This window comes from Candidatus Poriferisodalis sp. (assembly GCF_965237655.1).
Taxonomy (GTDB): domain Bacteria; phylum Actinomycetota; class Acidimicrobiia; order Acidimicrobiales; family Poriferisodalaceae; genus Poriferisodalis.
Map to the genome: position 1 here is coordinate 636,000 of NZ_CBDEGB010000001.1, position 16,822 is coordinate 652,821.

Sequence of the window (16,822 nt, forward strand, 5' to 3'; positions counted from 1 at the left end):
TCAACGGCTCCAGGAGTTCCAGCTCATCACCGAGTCAAGATCGGTCCGGGTGGCCAGCTTGAAGTCGGTGCCCTGGGTGTACGCCACCGGGCTGAGCGCGTATTGCCGCACCGTGTCGTAGGGAATGCCCAGGATCTCCGCCGCCTCTTTCTCGTAGCCGAGGTGCAGCGTGGTCCAGCAGGTGCCCAGACCCCGCTCGCGTGCAGCCAGCATGAAGCTCCAGGCCGCCGGGATGATCGAGCCCGCTTGGCCCACCATCATCCGCGGATCGTCGGTGCGGCCGGTGATGCACGGGATGAACAGCACCGGGCTGCGACCCATGTTCTCCGACAGGTACTCAGCCGACGAGGTCACCCGAGCCTGCTGTGCGTCACGCTCGGCACCCAGGCCCGACGCCACCCGGCCCGCATACATGGGGCTGTTGCGGTAGGAGTCGAAGCCCTTCTTGTACAGCGCGGAGATGGCCTCGATCTTGTCGCGCTCGGTGACGAACACGAAGTGCCAGCCCTGCATGTTCGAGCCCGTCGGCGCCTGCACGGCGATCTCTACGCATTCCCGCAGCACCGATTCGGGCACGGGCCGGTCGAAGTCGAGCCGCTTGCGCACCGCCCGGGTGCTCTGCAGCACCTCGTCGGCCGACAGTCCAAGTTTGATTCCGTCGGCCGCAAGGCCGAGCTTTGATACGTCAGGTTCACTCATGGCGCAGGAGCGTAACCGGCGCCCGTGATACACACCGGGGCCCGAGCGGTCCGACGTCAGCGCAGGAACTTGCTGGTGGTGTTGTCGGCCAGCACCCGCCCTCCGGTCTGGCAGCCGGCGCAGTAGTTGACCGAGTAGTCGCGGTACTCGACGGCCCGCACCACGTCATCGCAGGCCATGCAGGGTTCCCCCGTGCGACCGTGCACTGCCGAGGGCCGCTCGGCCGAACGACTCATCTCCGGGCGGCCCCGTTCGAAGGCCAGCGACTCGTCGACAACCGCTTCGACGGCGCCCACCACCCGCCCCACGGCGTCGGCGTCAAGCCGTCCGACCGTGGCGAACGGCGACAGCTTCGCCCGATGGCAGATCTCGTTCGCCAGCCGCCGCCCCAGCCCCGAGATCACCCGCTGATCCCGCAGGAAGTTGTGCAGGCGTCCCGAATGGGCCGCCATGAGCTTGGCCATGCCCGCTGGGTCCACTTCGGTGGCCTCGGGACCCAGACCGGCGATCGGCTCGGCGTTGGACACATCCCCCTCAAGCACCCAAACGCCGGCCCGCTTCTGCGTGCCTGGCTCGGTGAGCAAGAGCCCCAGGCCGCTGTCGAACTCGAACCGTGCCAAGCCGTCGCGGGGGCGGCTCGGCCGCTTGGCACCCGGTTCGAGCACCCGCAGACGGCCGCCCTGCATGAGATGCACCACGAATGTCAGGCCTTCGCTCCCGTCGTCGCTGTTGCCGCCGTTGCCGCCGTTGCCGCCGAGGCTCATGCCACCGCCGGTTCCTCCGCTGGCCGGATCCTGGATCGGGGGAGCGAACCCCAGCAGCAAGTACTTGGCTCGCTGGCCGACGCTGCACAGCGGCCATCCAATTGCAGCGCTGGGCTGCGGGCTGGCGGTCTTGAACGCCGTAAACGACAACGGTTCGACGCGCTTCAGTACCTCGCCGGCGGCCAGCGCTTCCAATCGTTCTGCGTGCGCCCGGATCTCGGGGATCTCCGGCACGGCGTGTCAGCCCCCGTCGTCGCCGGCGTCATCGGGTGGAACGCCGGTGCGTCCGTCCGCAGCGCCATTCCCGTCGCCGTGGGCCAGTGCCGCACCCAACGCCGCGTCCACCACTGCCAACGCTTCAGCGGCCGCGATCAGCACCCGCACGTCGCCGCTCACCTTGATCAGCCCCGCCTGAAGGGCAGCCAGCGCACCCAGCTCACCTCGCCGCACGGCCTCAGCGGTGGTCCGTGACTGGCTCATCACCACAACGCTGTCGTCATTACCGTCGTCGCCGTCGACGTCGTCAAAACGCTCGGTTGCAGGCTCCAGATGCGCCCGGCCGCCGTCGATCACCAGCCGGTAGGCAACGACCGGTCCGCCGTTGCCGTCGCCGATCCGCTGCTCCACCGTGGCCTGAACCTCCGGCAGCTCCACCTCCGCGAGCACCACCGACATCGCTGTGCACCAGTCCTCGGACCCGATCTCCACGCTCCCGAACCTACGCCCATCATCCGCTAATAGCATGACGGGGTGACCTTTCCGGCTCGCCGCCTGCGCCGCCTGCGCCGCACTCCAGCACTGCGCCGCCTCGTCGCCGAGACCACCGTCACACCCACCGATCTCATCGCTCCGCTGTTCGTGCGCGAGGACGCCACCGAGCCGCAGCCGATCGTGTCGCTGCCAGGCGTGGTGCAGCACACCCAGGAATCGCTGCGCAAGGAAGTCAACGAGCTAGCCGGCCTCGGCATCAGCGGCGTGATCCTGTTCGGGCTGCCCGCCCGCAAGGACGCTGTGGGTTCCGAAGCCTGGAACCCCGACGGTGTCGTGCAGGTGGCGCTGTCCAACCTGCGAGACGACCACGGCTCCGGAACTGGCGATCATCGCCGACCTGTGCCTCGACGAGTACACCGACCACGGACATTGCGGCGTGCTGACCGACGACGGCGAGGTTGACAACGACGCCACGCTCGAGCTGTACCAGCGGGTGGCGCTGGCCCAGGCCGAAGCGGGCGCTGACATGGTGGGACCCTCGGGGATGATGGACGGGCAGGTAGGGGCGATCCGCCAAGCGCTTGACCGCAACGGCCACGAGAGCCTGCCGATCATGGCCTACTCGGCGAAGTACGCCTCGGCCGAGTACGGACCGTTCCGCGACGCCGTCGACGTGACCATCAGCGGCGGCGGGAACCGCAAGGGCTACCAGCAGGACCCCTCCAACGCCCGCGAGGCCATGGCCGAGATCGAGCTGGACATTGCCGAGGGCGCCGACATCGTCATGGTGAAACCGGCGCTGGCATACCTCGATGTGATCGCCGCCGCCCGGGCCCGTTTCGACCTGCCGCTGGCGGCGTATCACGTGTCAGGCGAATACGCGATGCTCAAGGCCGCAGCTGCCAACGGCTGGATCGACGGCGACGCCACTGCGGTCGAGCACCTCACCGCCATCAAGCGAGCCGGCGCCGACCTCATCCTCACCTACCTCGCACGCGAGTTCGCCGAGACGCTCCAGTAGCGGCCGGTCCGAACCGTCGCACGGCGCTCAGACCGCTCTACGCGGAGCTACAACTGCGTCCACTATCGCGGGTGGCGGTACTCTGACCGCGTGCTCAAGCGTCTCTACGTGCACAATTACAAGTGCTTGGTCAACTTCGAGTTGCGCCTTGGCGAGACCAGCTTGCTCCTGGGCACCAATGGTTCCGGCAAGACTGCCGTTCTCGATGTCGTCTACGCCGTGCGACAGTTGCTCTTGGGCGAGGCAAAGATCACTGCGCCCGCATGTTTCCCGTCTGCCGCACTGACGACTTGGCAGCACGATCGAGTTCAAGTTGTCGAGGTCGATGCTGCCGTTGATGACGACAACTTCCGCTACCGGCTCGAGATCGAGCACAGTCGATTTGACAAGCGCAGCGCTCGCATCCGCTCGGAAAGCCTCAGTGCGGGCGATACACCGTTGTTCTTGTTCGAAGACGGCAACGTTCAGCTACACCGCGACGATGGCTCGAAGGGGCCTCCCTATACCGCTGATTGGAACGAATCAGCACTTGCGAGGGTTTTGCCGCACCCGAGCAACAAACGGTTGTCGTCCTTCGTGTCGCACATGCGATCTGTCGTCATCACGTCAATCTGTCCACCGTTGATCGGCGCTGAGTCACACCACGAAGACTCCGTGCTCGATCGACACGCCTCCAATTTCGTCGCTTGGTACCGGCAGGCTCTTCAGTTCAACCCAGGTGCCGCGAGCAGGCATCTGGCTGCCCTCAAGCCGATACTCGGCGGCTTCGTCGATCTGAGCTTGCAGCAGTCGGGCCTTGACGCCCGAGCGCTGATGTTCGAAGTCCGTCACGGCTCCGATGACGGGTTCAAGTACTGGTTGCGATTCGATCAGTTGTCTGACGGTCAAAAGGCAATCGTGATCCTCTACGCGCTGCTGCACTTCCGATCCGCGGGCGATTCGTTGGTCCTCTTGCTCGATGAGCCCGAAAACTTTGTGGCGCTTGCCGAAATACAGCCGTGGCTCGACGAGCTGTCGTTACTCTGCGGCGACACCCAATCGCAAGCCGTGTTGTGCTCACACCATCCCGAGCTCATTGACTACCTCGGTCCAGCCGACGGAGTGATGCTGCGCCGAGTCGCAGCTTCAGCGACGATTCCTGTTCCGATTTCGGAGTGCAACGTCGGTCACAGCTTGAAGCTGTCAGAGCAGGTAGCCCGCGGCTGGATCGATGAGTCGTAGCGTCCGCTTGACGCTGCTGTGCGAAGACAGGCAGCATCAGGCGTTTGCCCATCGGTTCTTCAAGGCGTTGGGATGGAACTTGCGGGACTGGCGGCCGATAGTGGCTCCGGCTGGCAGAGGCGCCGCTGAGAAGTTCGTTCGTGAGAAGTTTCCGGTCGAGCTTGCCGCGCTCCGTACGAAGGGCAACGAACAGGTCTTCCTAGTGGTCTTGATAGACGGCGATGCCGCAGGCGTGGACGGTCGCCGCGCGCAGCTTGAGAACGCGTGCCGTGAACAGGGAATCGAACCTCCGTCCGAGATGGAACGCGTATTGGTATGTGTGCCCACCTGGAACATCGAGACATGGCTCGCATACCTCGACGGATCGGATGTGGATGAGATGAATTCCTCCTATCCGCGCCTAACGCGCGAGCGAGCCTGCGAACCACATGCGCAGGCGCTAGCGACGATGTGCGGTTCGGGTCGGCTCCATCCTCCGGCGCCGCCGTCGCTGAAGGAGGCGTGTATCGGATATCGACGGGCCGTCGGAGACGTTTGAAGCTTCGGAGTGAACGATTCCAATGAGTGGCGCCAATAGTGGACTGCCTGGGTTGCGGCCAGCCTCAGCGCGCCGGGTGAGTCACCCGCGCCACGCCGATCGCACATAGCGCCCCGATGAACTGCGCCACGATGAATAACGGAGCACTGGCAGGTGCGATGCCGGCGAACGTGTCGGAGAACATGCGGCCCACGGTGACGGCCGGGTTGGCGAAGCTGGTCGATGAGGTGAAGAAGTAGGCGCCGCCGATGTAGGCGGCCACCGCGAAGGCAACGAACTGCTCCTTGCCCGAGCGAACCACGCCGATGATCACGATCACCAGCCCGAACGTGGCGATGATCTCCGACAGGAACGCCTCAGGACTGATCCGGTCCTTGGTTGACCAGAACACGGCGTCGAGTTCGAAGATCACGTTGGCCGCGATGGCGCCCAGGATCCCGCCGGCGGTCTGCACCACCACGTACAACCCGGCCATCCGGTTGTCCAGGTCACCGGCGAGCCGCGCCCACAGCGTCACCGCAGGGTTGAAGTGCGCACCCGACGTCGATCCGAACAGCAGGATCAGGCACGTCAGCGCGCCCGCCGTGGCAATCGAGTTCTCGAGCAGCTGCAGCCCGACGTCGTTGGGGCTGAGCCGCTCGGCCATGATCCCCGAGCCGACCACGCTCAGCAGCAGGAACCCAGTCCCCACGAACTCCGAGGTCAACCGGCTGGCCGTCGTCTGCCTCAGCGCCGTCACCGGGACAGCCTCGCAGCTACGAGCGAACGAGCGTCAACAGCGCAGCGAACTCATGGGCCCCGTTCGGCTGTCTCCTAGTAGAAGCAGAGCGGCGGAACATAGGCGGCGACCGTCGGGGCAGGTCGCGGCGCTGTGTTGCGTTGGGAGCCCGTGTTGGTGTTGGATCCCGTATCGGTGTCGAGTGCCGTGTTGGTGTCGGACTCTGTGTTGCTCTCGGGCGCCGTGTTGGTGTCGGACCCAGTGTCGCTTTCGGGCGGCGTGTCGCTTGCGACGACAAAGACGTTGTCGTCGAGTTCGTCGTAGATGGGGGTGTTCCGGCGGATGATGTCCGCCAGGGTGGTGCTGCGAACCTCCGCCAAGAGATCGGGGTTCGCCGTGAAGTAGGCGTCATTCTCGAACCAGAAGCGGTCGCCGTCGCGGAGGCGGCGGAACTGGTCGGAGATGACGGCACGGAGCGTCTCGCCGACCGCCGCTGCGGGCACGTGGTCTTCTGCCAGCGCAGCGGGCCAGAGGTCCAAGTCATCGACGTCTGCGTAGGCGTCTTCGAGCGCTTGCTGGACATCTGGGTCCGACGAGATGTCGGCGAAGCTCTCCACCGCAGTCAAGCCGTAGGCGCTGCGCACCGTGTTGTAGTCGCCGACGCCGTGATCGCGGCCCCGCTGAATATTCAGCGCTACCAGGTCGAAGGCGATGCCGTGTGGCTCGCGCTGAAGGAAGTTCCGGACTTCGTTGATGACCTGCGAGTCGACATCTTGGGCCTGTTGAGCAGCGAAGCCGCGCAGGACTTCGGAGATGCCATGACCGTTGTAGAACGAAGGGCTGAAGAACGAACTTGCCAGACTGAGCTTCTCTGACTCCCCGTCTGCATCGAGGAGATTGAGTTTGGGCGACAGCAAGGTGTGGCCGACCCGGTACGCCGCCGCCGAGAACTCGCTGGCGATGGTCGGATCGACGTCTGGGTCGTAGCTCGAGTAGGCGTCGAAGGCATCGGGGCCCAATAGCAACGGCAAGAACTCGCTGAAGGTGATGTTCTGGATCTGAGCGCCGACGATCTTGCGGGCCAGCTCGTAGATCTCATCGCCGCTCAGGTCTGGATTCTGGGTGGCGATGATGCCCGCGAGGCGATTGTGCTCCCGGTTGAACAGCGTGTGCATCGCCGTGAGGCCGATCTGCTCGTTGACGCGCACATCACCTGCAATAAAGAGCGTCGTGCGATGCACGCCGCCTTCATTGTCGAGGCCCTGCTCGTTGTACGGCAAGAATCGGCCGTCGCTTGACGTTTTGAGCTTCCCCGTCCCGTCGTTGGTGCGCAGAGCGGAAGCTCGGGCTCTGTCGGAGCCGTACACCTGCGAGCCGTCAATGAACGCGGTGATCGCGTTGATCTGCCTCCGAGGATTCTCTGCGTCTGTCCCCGTCTCGGGATCGGAGACCGAGCGGCTGAGACCGATGGTGGCCTCGCCGGTCCCAAGGGGATCGAACACCGGGTCGTCCGCAGGGACAGCGATCGGGAGCGGCTCATCTGCGTTGTCGAGGCTCAGCGTGATGTCGTGGTCCAGGAACTGGCCCCACTGCCACACGATGTCGCTGGCCTGTGACGAGTTCGGTACTGAGGTGTCCTGGGCGAACACGAGGTTGCTGATGGTTCGAGCGTTCGGTCGCGATGTCGTCAGCGTTGACACACCGTCGGCGTACGAGTTGGGTGCCTTCTTGAGAAGAGCCGTGCCCGCCATTCCCCATGTGAGATTGGTCAAGTTGTTTCCCCGGCCATCCAGTGCCCGAGGCGCGACATTGTCAGGGAATTCTTCGAGGCTGAGAGAAACGACCTCGCCGGTCGTCCAATCGGCATCGACGCCGTCCCATTCGAAATGACTGCTGTCGACCTTGCCGTCTGCGAGGTTCAGCCCCGCATCGCCGACCTGCAGCCGCAACGAGCTGAATTCGTCCGCAAGCCCAGGCTCAATGCGGATGCTCACCGTTGCTGTGCTTGAGTCCGAGTCGGGCTGGGTGAGGAGAATGCTCGTCACCAAGTAGTCCGTCTCCATCCACGAGAAATCGGTATCGGTGAGGGAGCCGCCCACAGACTCGCTGTACCCCAGGGGATCTCCATCGCCTCCCACCGTCAAGTCGGCTTCCCACACCGCGCCGCCCCCGGCAGCCACCCACTGCGGAGTGCTGCTGTCTTCTGAGTCGGTGCTCAGAGCCAGGCTGTGCGGAGGTGGCGCTGCCAGCGTGAGCACGACGGCCAAGGCGGCCGCCGACGCCAGAAAGCGACGGAAGGGGGCTGTCATTCGCACAGGGGGCGCGCTCCTCAAGATGCAGGGCCGAAGCCCGTGTTGATGGTTGGGGGCTATGACGCGAACAACCTCCGCCGCAGTACGGGGTTGCTAATACCCCGGGCTGCAATGCCAATACCCCGGGCTGCAAACGGAGGCTGAGCGGCGCAGGTTAGTGGTGCCGGTATGTCACCAAGCCGGTTCCGTACTGAAGGTTTTCCAGCAGACACGTGAAAGATTCGAAGGGCGAGTTCTCCTCATCTACAAGTCGAACATGCTCACGCAATCAACCAGCATCGGGTGGCCCTTCCTCGGGGCCCGGCTATTGGCTGCGGGCCGTGGCCGGAGCAGTGCCCGGGTCGCGAGCGGTGTGTTGCTATGGGCTGCGGGCGGTGGCCGGTGTTGTGCCCGGGTCCCGGCCGGTGCGTTGTGTGGGCGGGCGGATGCGTGGCCGCCCGTCGGGAGGTGTGTGGATTGGCCGGTCGTGTTGGTGCAGGTCTCGGTGGCAGGGTTCGCACAGTGATGCAAGGTTCGGGATATCGGTGCGGCCGTCGTGCTCGTAGTACTGGATGTGGTGGGCCTGAGTGTGCTCGCTGGTCAGGTCGCAGCCGATACAGCCCCGGTCGCGAGCGGCGAGCACGAGCCACTGCGCGTCGCTGGCGTTGCGGGTGCGACCCATCGCAAGCTGTGACCAGTCTGCGCTGAACACTGCGGGCAGTGCCTGTGCATCGACTGCCAAGTCGGCCAGCTGTTGGGCTGACAGTGGTGTGCCGTCGTCGAGGCGAGGGTTGGCGAGCCGGTCGTTGACCACGTCGTAGTCAGCAATGATCAGCAGGTTGGTGTTCGCGCGGCGTGTCTTGAGAGTGCCCACGATCAGGTCGCAGATTGCGTCTGCGGTGAGCTGCGAGCGTGTCCATTCTTCGGCGCCGTCGCGGTGGCGAGCAGCGCGCACCGCGGCTTGGATCGCTTGGCTGACCTCTCGTCCCGCAATGAAATCGAGCTTGGCGTGCAGGTGCCACATGCCGTCGTCGCCCAGGCGCATCGAACCTGATCGCTCTGCACGCTGGAATGCGAGTTCGGCATCGACGGGGTCGAGGCGTTGCCCATCAGCGGCTTCGGCTTCGAGGTCCGCGAAGACTTCGAGGCTCTGGTAGGCGAGAGGATGACGGGCGACGGTGTCGGCGGGATACGCAGCGCACAGTTCCAAGAATTCCTCTTCGCTTCGGCGGTGCTTCTTGGGCGTCTCCCGAGCAATCACCCTCGCATGGGACGTCTGAATCTCACCGGCCTGCAACGCCGCCAACGTCGCGGACAGGCCATGGTTGACCAGATCGTCGGCCAGCCGAGCGTCGTGACGTGCCTGGGTGGATGTCATCCGGGTGTACTCGCGCAAACCATGCGCAGCCCCTTGGGGACCGCATCGGGACGCCATCTCACCCAACGCAGCCAGGTACTGACCCTCCAGGCGCGCCCGCTCCGCAACCAGGCTCATCACCCGGTCCTGCAGATCGCTGTAGCTCATCTCGGAGAAATCGACCTGGTGCTCGGCCCTTGCCGAATCGCTCAATTCCGGCCCAACGCCGGGCACGCCGGCAACCGACTGGCTGCCATCAGCGTGGTCACGCACCGGGTCGATGAACATGCATCAAGCATACACTCGTACGTACCAAAAGCAAACACTTGTCCGCAACAATTCTCGAGTTTCCCCGGCCGCTTGTGCGCAGGCTCCTGGGAACACCAGCGGATGATTCGACGCAGCGGGCGAAGCACATTGCCGCAGGCCGCGTCGGCTCCCAGGGGCGACCTAACGACACTGGTGCTACCATGTAGCACATGGAGCAGATCGGTGTGCGGGAACTCCGCCAGAACGCCAGCGAGTGGCTGCGCAGAGTCGCTGACGGCGAGTCCTACGAGGTCACGGTACGCGGTGAGCCGGTCGCACTGCTCGGCCCGCTGCCGCACCGTGATGACCCCATGGGCCGCCTGGCGGCACGAGGGCTCATCAGCCGGAGCGCTCGAGGCTTGTCAGCTTCGATCGAGGAACTTCCGCCGCTGCCAGCCGCGCCGCCAGGCACGCTGACGTTGAGCGAACGCCTCGCAGAGCTGCGCCGAGATGAACGGTGAGATCTGGGTCCTCGACGCGTCGGCCTTCGTCAAGCTGATCCGGACCGAAGCAGAATCCGGCGCGCTGCGCCAATGGGCATCACGGCGACACCTGGTTTCCAGCGCCTTGCTGCGCACCGAAGCTCGGCGAGCGGTCGCAGACGAAGGCTCAGCGGTGCATCACCAGTGCGAGCGCCTGTTAGCAAACACCGATCTCGTCGACCTCACTTCGGCATTGCTCGATACGGCCGGGAGGATCCCCGGTCGCAACCTGCGAACCCTGGACGCCATCTACCTCGCCTGTGCCCTGCAGATCGGCGACGACCTCGGTGGTCTCGTCAGCTACGACAGTCGCCAGCTCACCGCAGCAGAAGCTCTGGGGATCGCCACCGTGTCGCCAGGCACATCTTCAAACGGCTAGTGAGTCCATTGAGTCTGCCAAGTGGTCGGCGAGGGCAGTGATCTGGGCGTCGATATCGCTGGGGCTGCCGGACAAGTCGATGGCAACGGCGTGGAGTCTCGTGCCCAGGTTCTCAACCGTGATCGCGGACCTGGCCAGTGATTCGACCGATTCCGGCGCAGTAGATTCGCCGTCGTTGACATCGGCGCAATAGATGAGCGTGCCCTCGCTCAAACCGAGCGCCGCCGTGTAGGCCAGCAGTTGGCAGTAATCACCGTGCCGTCCCGCTGCCTCACCCGCGTCGAATCGGACATCCGCAGTAGCGATCTTGTACTTGATGTCCGCCACGCCGACTGTCCGGCCCAAGCGACGAAGCGTGAGATCAGGCCTGATCTGCACCCGATGCTCGACGTCCAGATGTGGACGGAGCTGCGGTGCTACCTCCAGGCGCCCCCGCAGTTCTCGCTGCAGACGTGCTGTGACGAAATCCTCGAAGAGCTGATTCATGTCGAGCATGAAGGCAGAAGCGGCGGTGTCACCGTGACGGTCCTGCAGGGTCAAGTTGGCGAGAATCAGCTGGGCCAGCTTCAGCGCCGGCCGGTAGTGCTCGTTCAGCCGGGTGAACTGCACACGGTCGAGACAGTCCAACGCGGCCGGGACCGCCGATTCGCCCACGCCGTCCAACGCGGTCAACAGCCGACGGAGCCTTCGCCGGTCTTCGTTGGGGACACCGGGCACACGAAGCGACTGCCGTGCCGCAGTCAGTAAGCAGCGGTTCTCGTCTACGTCGGCCGTGTAGTCATCCCACGAACACGCCATCGGAGCTAGGACACCGCCCCGCCGGAACTGCCGTACGAAGTCAATGCGACCGCGTAGCGCAAGCAGATCGTCCTCTTCGTGTCGGTAGTCGTGGAACAGGCCACGAGCGAGCGTCGTTTCCGCCGTACGTGCAAAGAACGACACCAGCGCCGGAAGGAGGTCTTCAGTCCGCGCGTAGTCGAACGCCTCCTGGCGCCACGCCTCGTAGGGCAGACCGACCTCGAGCAGCACAAACAGGTTCTCGGGCTTGATCTTCGGCCGCACGATGATGCGGAGATCGCCGACCGTGAACGCACCCACCCACTGCCGGGTGGACACCCTCCACCAGCCAGACTCCCGGTCCGTTTGCACCGACACCCACTCGGTCTGACCGAGACGTCTCGCGAGTGCATCGCTGAGCGGCAGGTGCTTGGTCTCCCACTCAAGAAGCGTTAACCGTCCATCGTCGAGCCCTACGGTCTGATACTCGCTTGTGCTTGGCCTTGGTTCGTCGGTTAGTGCGAGCACCTACCCGCCGTTCTCGATCTCAACCTCATTCTGCTCTGGCGTCTCTTCCTGAGATTCCGCGGCCTCCAAGATTGCGTTGGGCCCGTGGCGCTTCCATATGGAGCCGAACCGGAAGCCGTCGATCACGTCGCGCTGGCCGAAGAACTGGTCCTCGACGAGCGGTTCGATGTTGTACTCCCAGATTCGCCGCAGGCTGTCCTCGTTCAGGTTCTTCTTCATGAAGTAGCTCGGGCCGATCAGCGAATGATCGCCTCCCACCTGCTCAGCCAACTCGTCATTCACTTTGTCAACCATGCTGGCGATCCATTCCTGTTCCGGTGAATTGCGCTGCATCCATCGGCGCAGGAGGCCCGCTGTCAGTCCATGGTTCGGGAAGAACGGCACGAAGTGGAACCGTCGCCGCATCGCCGCGTCGATCAGCGCGATGGATCGGTCGGCGGTGTTCATCGTGCCGATGAACCATAGATTTGACGGCAGGGTGAATCCCTCGTCCGGCCGGTACTGCGTCTGAATCCACTCGCCGCGATACTCCAGCAAGTACAGCAACTCGCCCAGCACCCGTGGCAGATTCGCGCGGTTGATCTCGTCGATCACCATGACATGTCGCTCGTGGGGATTCTCCTCTGCGCGTTTTGCCAGCCGGACCAGCGGACCTGACGTCAGCTTGTAGGTCAACTGACCATCCTCGACCCGTGGCCGAAACCCTTCGAAGAAGTCCTCGTACGAGTACGCCGGATGGAATTGCACCAAGGAGTAGGGCCCGTTCTCCTCGTACTCTTCGTCGTCTTGGATGCCCGTAAGCGTCCACGCCAAGTAGCGCGCGAAGTACGTTTTTCCCGTTCCCGGCGGCCCGTACAGGATCACCTGCCCCTTGTCCTCAAGCAGTTCCACGATGTCCATGATGAAGCGCGGATCGCACAGCAGGTTGTCCGCCAATTCCGCCCGTTCCGCATCGTCAATCCATTGATCGGCTGTCTCGTCGCTGTCGCCGTAGTTGTCTTCCAACCAGGACAGAAAGGATCGGATGCCCCAAGTGTCGACGACATCGTCGTCGGTGAAGTAAGGACGGAGAGATTCGAGGAGGAGGTCGTTCGCGCGCATCACTACGGCACCGGAGCCGCCATGTTCACGATGGAGCAGGTGGATCTCTTGTGCCTCGCGCGTCCCAGCGACACCAAGGAGTCCAAGTTCGTCCACGAGCTCGATCATCTCCAGCTTGCCGCGCCAGTTGTCGCTGCTGCTTCTCGCGAGCACGTAGTTGGGAATGAACCGCTCAGGGTGGCAGATTGCAGGCAATCGAGTTGCAGTCGCGGAGCCGATGCCCTTCTGGCTCATGGCCTTGTCGATTCGAGAGGCGAGGTCGCCTTCCCCGAAACACAGCTCAGTGAGGAGGTCTCGAAGTTCGACTCATTGCGCACTGGAGGCCTGGTTTAGGTACGAGTTCAGATGAACAACCTGACCCGGACTGCCGTAGGTGTTCTTGCCCCTACTCCAAACTTGCTTGAGTTGGTCCCGGTCTTCGAACGCGAGTGACGGCAGTGATTCCAAGATTCGCTGGAATCGTTCCCGCGCGAGTTTGCTCTCTTCGTCGTCAGGCCTCGGGTATCCGGACCGGCGGAACTCGGCAATGAGCTTTGCTAGACGCTCAGGCCGAGCGCGCTCGAGCTCTGGCAATCGCTCGCACCACCTGCGAATGTGCCGTCTGTAATCGCCATGGGTTGATTCTTTGATGTCGCCCTGTTCGTCGCAGAACTGCGCGATGGCGGTTTCGTCGTAGGTAGCCGGATCGATCCCGTTCTTGCAGGCGTAGCGTGCCCATCGACCCAGGATCGAACGCAGATTCTCCTGCGTTGGTCTCATGGCGACTGCGCCGCTCCGTCCACCGACTTCACTTCGCCACTTGATGTAGGCCTCAAGTCGCTGCATACAGGTTTCGACGTCGAACTGCGATGCCGACTCGTTCATGTAGTTGAACTACCGACGGAGATCGCTTGTATAGGTCGATCTCGTCGTCTCAGCGATGCCATCTCGGGAATCGAGAAACCGTTCGACCATGTCATGGTCGTTCGCTGACGGATCGTGCCCGCGCTCGAGGCAATTGTCGATCCACAGTCGTGTGACGTTTCGGTAGACACTGACAGTCTTGGCCTTGACGCTCTCGCGGGCCAACTGTCTGCAATACTCGTCAAGTCGTTGCATCCAATATTGCTGGTCGTTCATGGCGGCGAACCTACAGCGGCGGTGCAACACGCCGACCGGCTGTGGGCTATGTCCCTCGAGTTGACGATCGGGCGGCCTCTTCCTCCTTCGATGTGCCAGTCTCTGCTACGTGGACGAGGAAACTGAGGGCAGCTTGATGTTCACGCCCGCCGTCGTGATGGCGGTCCATGAGGACGCGTTGCTGCGGCACCCCGATCTGGTGGCACAGATTGAGTCTGACCAGGCGGACTCGTCACGAGCAATCTGTTCCGAGGCGAGGCGCTCTCGAGGCCCCTGACGACCTCAGAGTTGGTCGCGGCGCGCCCATTCGAGGCCGTCGCGCTCGATAATCCTGACTGCTTCATCGACGTCAGCATCGAGGGCGTCTTCGAATTGGCCGCGCAGGACCTCCTCGGCATCGTAGGGACCGCCTTCGAGCCAGAGATAACCCCCGACATCGCTGACGTACGGCACACCAGCTTCGTCGGGTGAGGCGTAGTGGGCTTCGAACCACACCACCATGTCGTGCAGGTCGGCGTGGTGACCAGCGGCAGCGGAGAGAGCGAAGCGACTGAGCCAGTCGAATTGTTCCGGACTTGGCGGGACGGCGCACAACCCATGCGCAATCGCGTTGCGACGGTCGGCGAAGTCCTTGAGCTCCCTCGATTGGTTGTCGCTGAGGACACCGTCGATGGTGAGTTGCTGGATGAGGCTGCGGGTCGGCAAGGGTCGTGCCGGTGCCACGCCTCGTTCGTGAGCGGCCCGAAGCAGGGCACCTTCGATTGCTGACCACAACAACAAGCTCGCCCCATCCGGTGACGTCTCGGCGATGTGCTGTGCCTCTTGCACTCGACGGTTGATGTGATCAAGGTCAGGTAAGGGCGGTGCAACGTCCGGTTCGTAGGTGATGATGTCGAGCCGCCACCCACAGTCGGCTCTCAGTATCTCTGTGAGTTCTTCGAGCCTCTTGCGTGACCAGTCGCTCATGTTGGCCGATTTGACTTCGACGACCACGAACTCGTCGTCTCGGCGAGCGACTGCATCCGCTGTGAATGCATCGAATGGCTTTGGCAGCCGCTCCTTGACGCTGACCGCGTAGCCGCCGGCCTCGTACTTTGCCTTCGCGTTCAACAGCGCCTCATAAGCGGGGCCATTCATGGTCATGAGAATGTCACCTCCCGGTGGGCAGTGGCAACGCGGATGAAGACGAAGTCGCCTTCGGTCGATACGAGTGCGTCGCTGAGCGTCGCTGGCGGCTCGACCATCTGCGGCAAGTGCTTGCGGTCGACCCTTCGAGCGCAGACATCAACAACGGTCTTGTCGTTCTCGTAGACAAGGTTCTCGAGAGCGTCTTGAATCGGTTTGATGATGTTGTCGGTGTCCAGGTCTGTCGTGTCCGCATAGAAGAAATCGATCCGCAGCCGGAGCGGCCCCGCGAGAAGTTGAGCGGCCGCCGGAACGGCCGCCGCGACGGTGGATTGCCACTGCGACCTTGAGTTGGCTTGATGGGACCTCGGCGTACCCGCGACGACGAACTCGATCATCTGAGCGCCTGCATCCCTGACACGCCCGGCGATCCTATGCAAGGATTTCAGCAACTGATCAGGGATTTTGGGTTCGCCGCCCTGACTGTCGTACTGACGAAATCAGCTCTCGCGCAGGTCGAAGGCGATCTTGGTCGAGCCGCGGGAACCAGCACTTGCGGCATGCTCGAGCGCGTTGCGGTATTCCTCCAGCGGGTACAGCTCGGAGACCAGCCGGCCCAAGTCGCAGTCGCGCACCAGCTTGATGGCCGCCTCGAAGGTATGCCCCCCATCCAGCGACGGCTCGGTGCCGTAGCAGTAGGCCCCCACCATCTCGGTCTCGCGGTGCCACAACGCCGACAGGTTCAGCTCCACCGAAGCCGGCATGCCCAGCACCACCACCCGACCCCGCGGCCGAGTGATCGCAATGGCATCGGTCAGCGACGACGACGAGGCCACTGCATCGATCGTCACGTGCGTCCCGGAGCCCAGCGTCTCACCGATCACCCTGGTGCCAGCGGCCCGGCGCACGGCTCGCCCCAGCTCGTCGGGCGACACCGCCAGGTCAGCACCTAGCTCACGCGCCAGCCGGCGCTGATGGCTGTAGCGGGCGCCCACCACGATCGCCGCCACGCCGGTCAGCTGCCGCAGCGCGGCAACCGCAACCAAGCCCATCGTGCCGGCGCCAATCACGGCGGCCGTGCCGCCTTGGGTCACTCCCGACCGCAGCGCGGCATGAACACCCGCAGCGGTCGGCTCGATCATCACCGCCGCCTCGTCTGACAGATCCGCAGGTTCCAGCGAACCCAGCGAATGCAGCTGCGACCGGTGTGCGGCAAACGTCTCGGACCAGCCGCCGCCCGTCGACGCGCACGAACCGGTCTGCAACCCGGCTTCGATCTCGCCGCCGATGAGGTGGCCGTAATCGTTGCCGTCGGCAGGCGCCGCATCGGGCCACGGCGGTGCAACACCGTGAGCTTCAGGCCCCAGCACCGGTTCCAGCACCACCCGGGTGCCGTCGTCGATGTGACCGACCACCTCATGGCCTGGCACGAACGGGAACGACACCAGCGATTCGAAATAGCGCGACACCTTTCCGTCCACCGTCGCAAGATCCGAACCGCAGATGCCCGACAGTGCCGTGCGCACATATTGCCATTCGCCGCCGGGCAATTCCGGGGGATCCATCTCGGTCAAACGCAGCGGGCCCACGCCCGCACCCGAGCCAGGCTTCAGCTTGCCCGCCGCCATGGCCGCCGCGAACCGCAGCTCCTTGCGCTCGAAAACCAGCGCCTGCACGCCCGC

The 16,822-nt window shown here is 64.0% G+C and carries 18 protein-coding genes and 1 pseudogene; 6 read left to right on the forward strand and 13 right to left on the reverse strand.

The genetic code is table 11. The features are described 5' to 3' along the window. From ACPXYO_RS03115 to ACPXYO_RS03125, 3 genes are read right to left on the reverse strand one after another with little or no spacing between them, the layout of a single operon-like run. The gene (locus tag ACPXYO_RS03115; RefSeq protein ID WP_423916558.1) at nt 1-699 is read right to left on the reverse strand and encodes a nitroreductase family protein; all 699 of its coding nucleotides are present in this window, start codon (nt 697-699) and stop codon (nt 1-3) included. A 56-nt stretch (nt 700-755) separates the two neighbouring features. Then, complete coding sequence (locus ACPXYO_RS03120; protein ID WP_423916560.1) at nt 756-1,697, reverse strand: DNA-formamidopyrimidine glycosylase family protein; 942 nt, start codon at nt 1,695-1,697, stop codon at nt 756-758. Between the two features lie 6 nt (nt 1,698-1,703). After that, nucleotides 1,704-2,171 carry a hypothetical protein gene (locus ACPXYO_RS03125; protein WP_423916562.1) on the reverse strand — a complete coding sequence of 156 codons (468 nt, stop codon included), beginning with the start codon at nt 2,169-2,171 and terminating at the stop codon, nt 1,704-1,706. 42 nt (nt 2,172-2,213) lie between these two features. Here ACPXYO_RS03125 and hemB point away from each other — a divergent pair. From hemB to ACPXYO_RS03140, 3 genes and pseudogenes are all read left to right on the forward strand, one after another. Continuing rightward, nucleotides 2,214-3,195, forward strand: a pseudogene (hemB, locus tag ACPXYO_RS03130) (porphobilinogen synthase). A gap of 90 nt (nt 3,196-3,285) precedes the next feature. Next, a complete protein-coding gene (locus tag ACPXYO_RS03135; protein ID WP_423916564.1) occupies nt 3,286-4,416 on the forward strand; it encodes an AAA family ATPase in 1,131 nt (376 codons plus the stop codon). Beyond that, entirely contained in the window at nt 4,406-4,954 is a 549-nt protein-coding gene (locus tag ACPXYO_RS03140) for a hypothetical protein (RefSeq protein WP_423916566.1), read from the forward strand. Before ACPXYO_RS03135 ends, ACPXYO_RS03140 begins: the two co-directional genes overlap by 11 nt. 64 nt (nt 4,955-5,018) lie before the next feature. Here ACPXYO_RS03140 and ACPXYO_RS03145 read toward each other — a convergent pair whose 3' ends face one another. The 3 genes from ACPXYO_RS03145 to ACPXYO_RS03155 form a co-directional block, all read right to left on the reverse strand. Beyond that, nucleotides 5,019-5,693, reverse strand: coding sequence for an aquaporin (locus ACPXYO_RS03145; RefSeq protein ID WP_423916567.1), 675 nt, complete (start codon nt 5,691-5,693; stop codon nt 5,019-5,021). A 74-nt stretch (nt 5,694-5,767) separates the two neighbouring features. Next, entirely contained in the window at nt 5,768-7,981 is a 2,214-nt protein-coding gene (locus tag ACPXYO_RS03150; protein ID WP_423916569.1) for a peroxidase family protein, read from the reverse strand. Nucleotides 7,982-8,342: 361 nt separating this feature from the next. Beyond that, nucleotides 8,343-9,608 carry an HNH endonuclease signature motif containing protein gene (locus tag ACPXYO_RS03155; protein ID WP_423916570.1) on the reverse strand — a complete coding sequence of 422 codons (1,266 nt, stop codon included), beginning with the start codon at nt 9,606-9,608 and terminating at the stop codon, nt 8,343-8,345. Between the two features lie 191 nt (nt 9,609-9,799). Between ACPXYO_RS03155 and ACPXYO_RS03160 the strand changes: the two genes are divergently transcribed. After that, nucleotides 9,800-10,090: a type II toxin-antitoxin system Phd/YefM family antitoxin gene (locus ACPXYO_RS03160; protein WP_423916572.1), complete on the forward strand. Its 291-nt coding sequence runs from the start codon at nt 9,800-9,802 to the stop codon at nt 10,088-10,090. Continuing rightward, on the forward strand, nt 10,080-10,490 hold the full coding sequence (locus ACPXYO_RS03165; RefSeq protein WP_423916574.1) for a type II toxin-antitoxin system VapC family toxin: 411 nt from the start codon (nt 10,080-10,082) through the stop codon (nt 10,488-10,490). The genes ACPXYO_RS03160 and ACPXYO_RS03165 overlap by 11 nt, the downstream gene beginning before the upstream one ends. On the opposite strand, the gene ACPXYO_RS03170 is transcribed toward ACPXYO_RS03165, so the two are convergent. The 4 genes from ACPXYO_RS03170 to ACPXYO_RS03185 all read right to left on the reverse strand — a co-directional run bounded on the left by ACPXYO_RS03170 (nt 10,479) and on the right by ACPXYO_RS03185 (nt 14,015). Beyond that, complete coding sequence (locus ACPXYO_RS03170) at nt 10,479-11,606, reverse strand: McrC family protein (protein WP_423916576.1); 1,128 nt, start codon at nt 11,604-11,606, stop codon at nt 10,479-10,481. The genes ACPXYO_RS03165 and ACPXYO_RS03170 overlap by 12 nt on opposite strands. A 189-nt stretch (nt 11,607-11,795) precedes the next feature. Beyond that, complete coding sequence (locus tag ACPXYO_RS03175) at nt 11,796-13,130, reverse strand: McrB family protein (protein WP_423916578.1); 1,335 nt, start codon at nt 13,128-13,130, stop codon at nt 11,796-11,798. A gap of 72 nt (nt 13,131-13,202) precedes the next feature. Next, a complete protein-coding gene (locus ACPXYO_RS03180; RefSeq protein WP_423916579.1) occupies nt 13,203-13,760 on the reverse strand; it encodes a hypothetical protein in 558 nt (185 codons plus the stop codon). A gap of 9 nt (nt 13,761-13,769) precedes the next feature. After that, the gene (locus tag ACPXYO_RS03185) at nt 13,770-14,015 is read right to left on the reverse strand and encodes a hypothetical protein (RefSeq protein WP_423916581.1); all 246 of its coding nucleotides are present in this window, start codon (nt 14,013-14,015) and stop codon (nt 13,770-13,772) included. A 109-nt stretch (nt 14,016-14,124) separates the two neighbouring features. Here ACPXYO_RS03185 and ACPXYO_RS03190 point away from each other — a divergent pair, with 109 nt between their 5' ends. Continuing rightward, nucleotides 14,125-14,292 carry a hypothetical protein gene (locus tag ACPXYO_RS03190; RefSeq protein WP_423916582.1) on the forward strand — a complete coding sequence of 56 codons (168 nt, stop codon included), beginning with the start codon at nt 14,125-14,127 and terminating at the stop codon, nt 14,290-14,292. A 5-nt stretch (nt 14,293-14,297) separates the two neighbouring features. Here the strand turns inward: ACPXYO_RS03190 and ACPXYO_RS03195 are convergent, their stop codons facing one another. The 3 genes from ACPXYO_RS03195 to ACPXYO_RS03205 all read right to left on the reverse strand — a co-directional run bounded on the left by ACPXYO_RS03195 (nt 14,298) and on the right by ACPXYO_RS03205 (nt 16,816). Continuing rightward, nucleotides 14,298-15,158 carry a hypothetical protein gene (locus ACPXYO_RS03195; protein WP_423916584.1) on the reverse strand — a complete coding sequence of 287 codons (861 nt, stop codon included), beginning with the start codon at nt 15,156-15,158 and terminating at the stop codon, nt 14,298-14,300. Then, nucleotides 15,155-15,538: a RusA family crossover junction endodeoxyribonuclease gene (locus ACPXYO_RS03200; RefSeq protein ID WP_423916586.1), complete on the reverse strand. Its 384-nt coding sequence runs from the start codon at nt 15,536-15,538 to the stop codon at nt 15,155-15,157. Before ACPXYO_RS03200 ends, ACPXYO_RS03195 begins: the two co-directional genes overlap by 4 nt. A 102-nt stretch (nt 15,539-15,640) precedes the next feature. Next, the gene (locus ACPXYO_RS03205; protein WP_423916588.1) at nt 15,641-16,816 is read right to left on the reverse strand and encodes a zinc-dependent alcohol dehydrogenase; all 1,176 of its coding nucleotides are present in this window, start codon (nt 16,814-16,816) and stop codon (nt 15,641-15,643) included. Nucleotides 16,817-16,822 lie beyond the last annotated feature (6 nt).

What these genes read in the sequence shown, in the direction of transcription:
- ACPXYO_RS03115 (WP_423916558.1), bottom strand. Translation starts at nt 699, where the DNA reads ATGAGTGAACCTGACGTATCAAAGCTCGGCCTTGCGGCCGACGGAATC.
- ACPXYO_RS03140 (WP_423916566.1), top strand. Translation starts at nt 4,406, where the DNA reads ATGAGTCGTAGCGTCCGCTTGACGCTGCTGTGCGAAGACAGGCAGCAT.
- ACPXYO_RS03180 (WP_423916579.1), bottom strand. Translation starts at nt 13,760, where the DNA reads ATGAACGAGTCGGCATCGCAGTTCGACGTCGAAACCTGTATGCAGCGA.
- ACPXYO_RS03195 (WP_423916584.1), bottom strand. Translation starts at nt 15,158, where the DNA reads ATGACCATGAATGGCCCCGCTTATGAGGCGCTGTTGAACGCGAAGGCA.
- ACPXYO_RS03155 (WP_423916570.1), bottom strand. Translation starts at nt 9,608, where the DNA reads ATGTTCATCGACCCGGTGCGTGACCACGCTGATGGCAGCCAGTCGGTT.
- ACPXYO_RS03160 (WP_423916572.1), top strand. Translation starts at nt 9,800, where the DNA reads ATGGAGCAGATCGGTGTGCGGGAACTCCGCCAGAACGCCAGCGAGTGG.
- ACPXYO_RS03175 (WP_423916578.1), bottom strand. Translation starts at nt 13,130, where the DNA reads ATGAGCCAGAAGGGCATCGGCTCCGCGACTGCAACTCGATTGCCTGCA.
- ACPXYO_RS03165 (WP_423916574.1), top strand. Translation starts at nt 10,080, where the DNA reads ATGAACGGTGAGATCTGGGTCCTCGACGCGTCGGCCTTCGTCAAGCTG.
- ACPXYO_RS03150 (WP_423916569.1), bottom strand. Translation starts at nt 7,981, where the DNA reads ATGACAGCCCCCTTCCGTCGCTTTCTGGCGTCGGCGGCCGCCTTGGCC.
- ACPXYO_RS03185 (WP_423916581.1), bottom strand. Translation starts at nt 14,015, where the DNA reads ATGAACGACCAGCAATATTGGATGCAACGACTTGACGAGTATTGCAGA.
- ACPXYO_RS03200 (WP_423916586.1), bottom strand. Translation starts at nt 15,538, where the DNA reads ATGATCGAGTTCGTCGTCGCGGGTACGCCGAGGTCCCATCAAGCCAAC.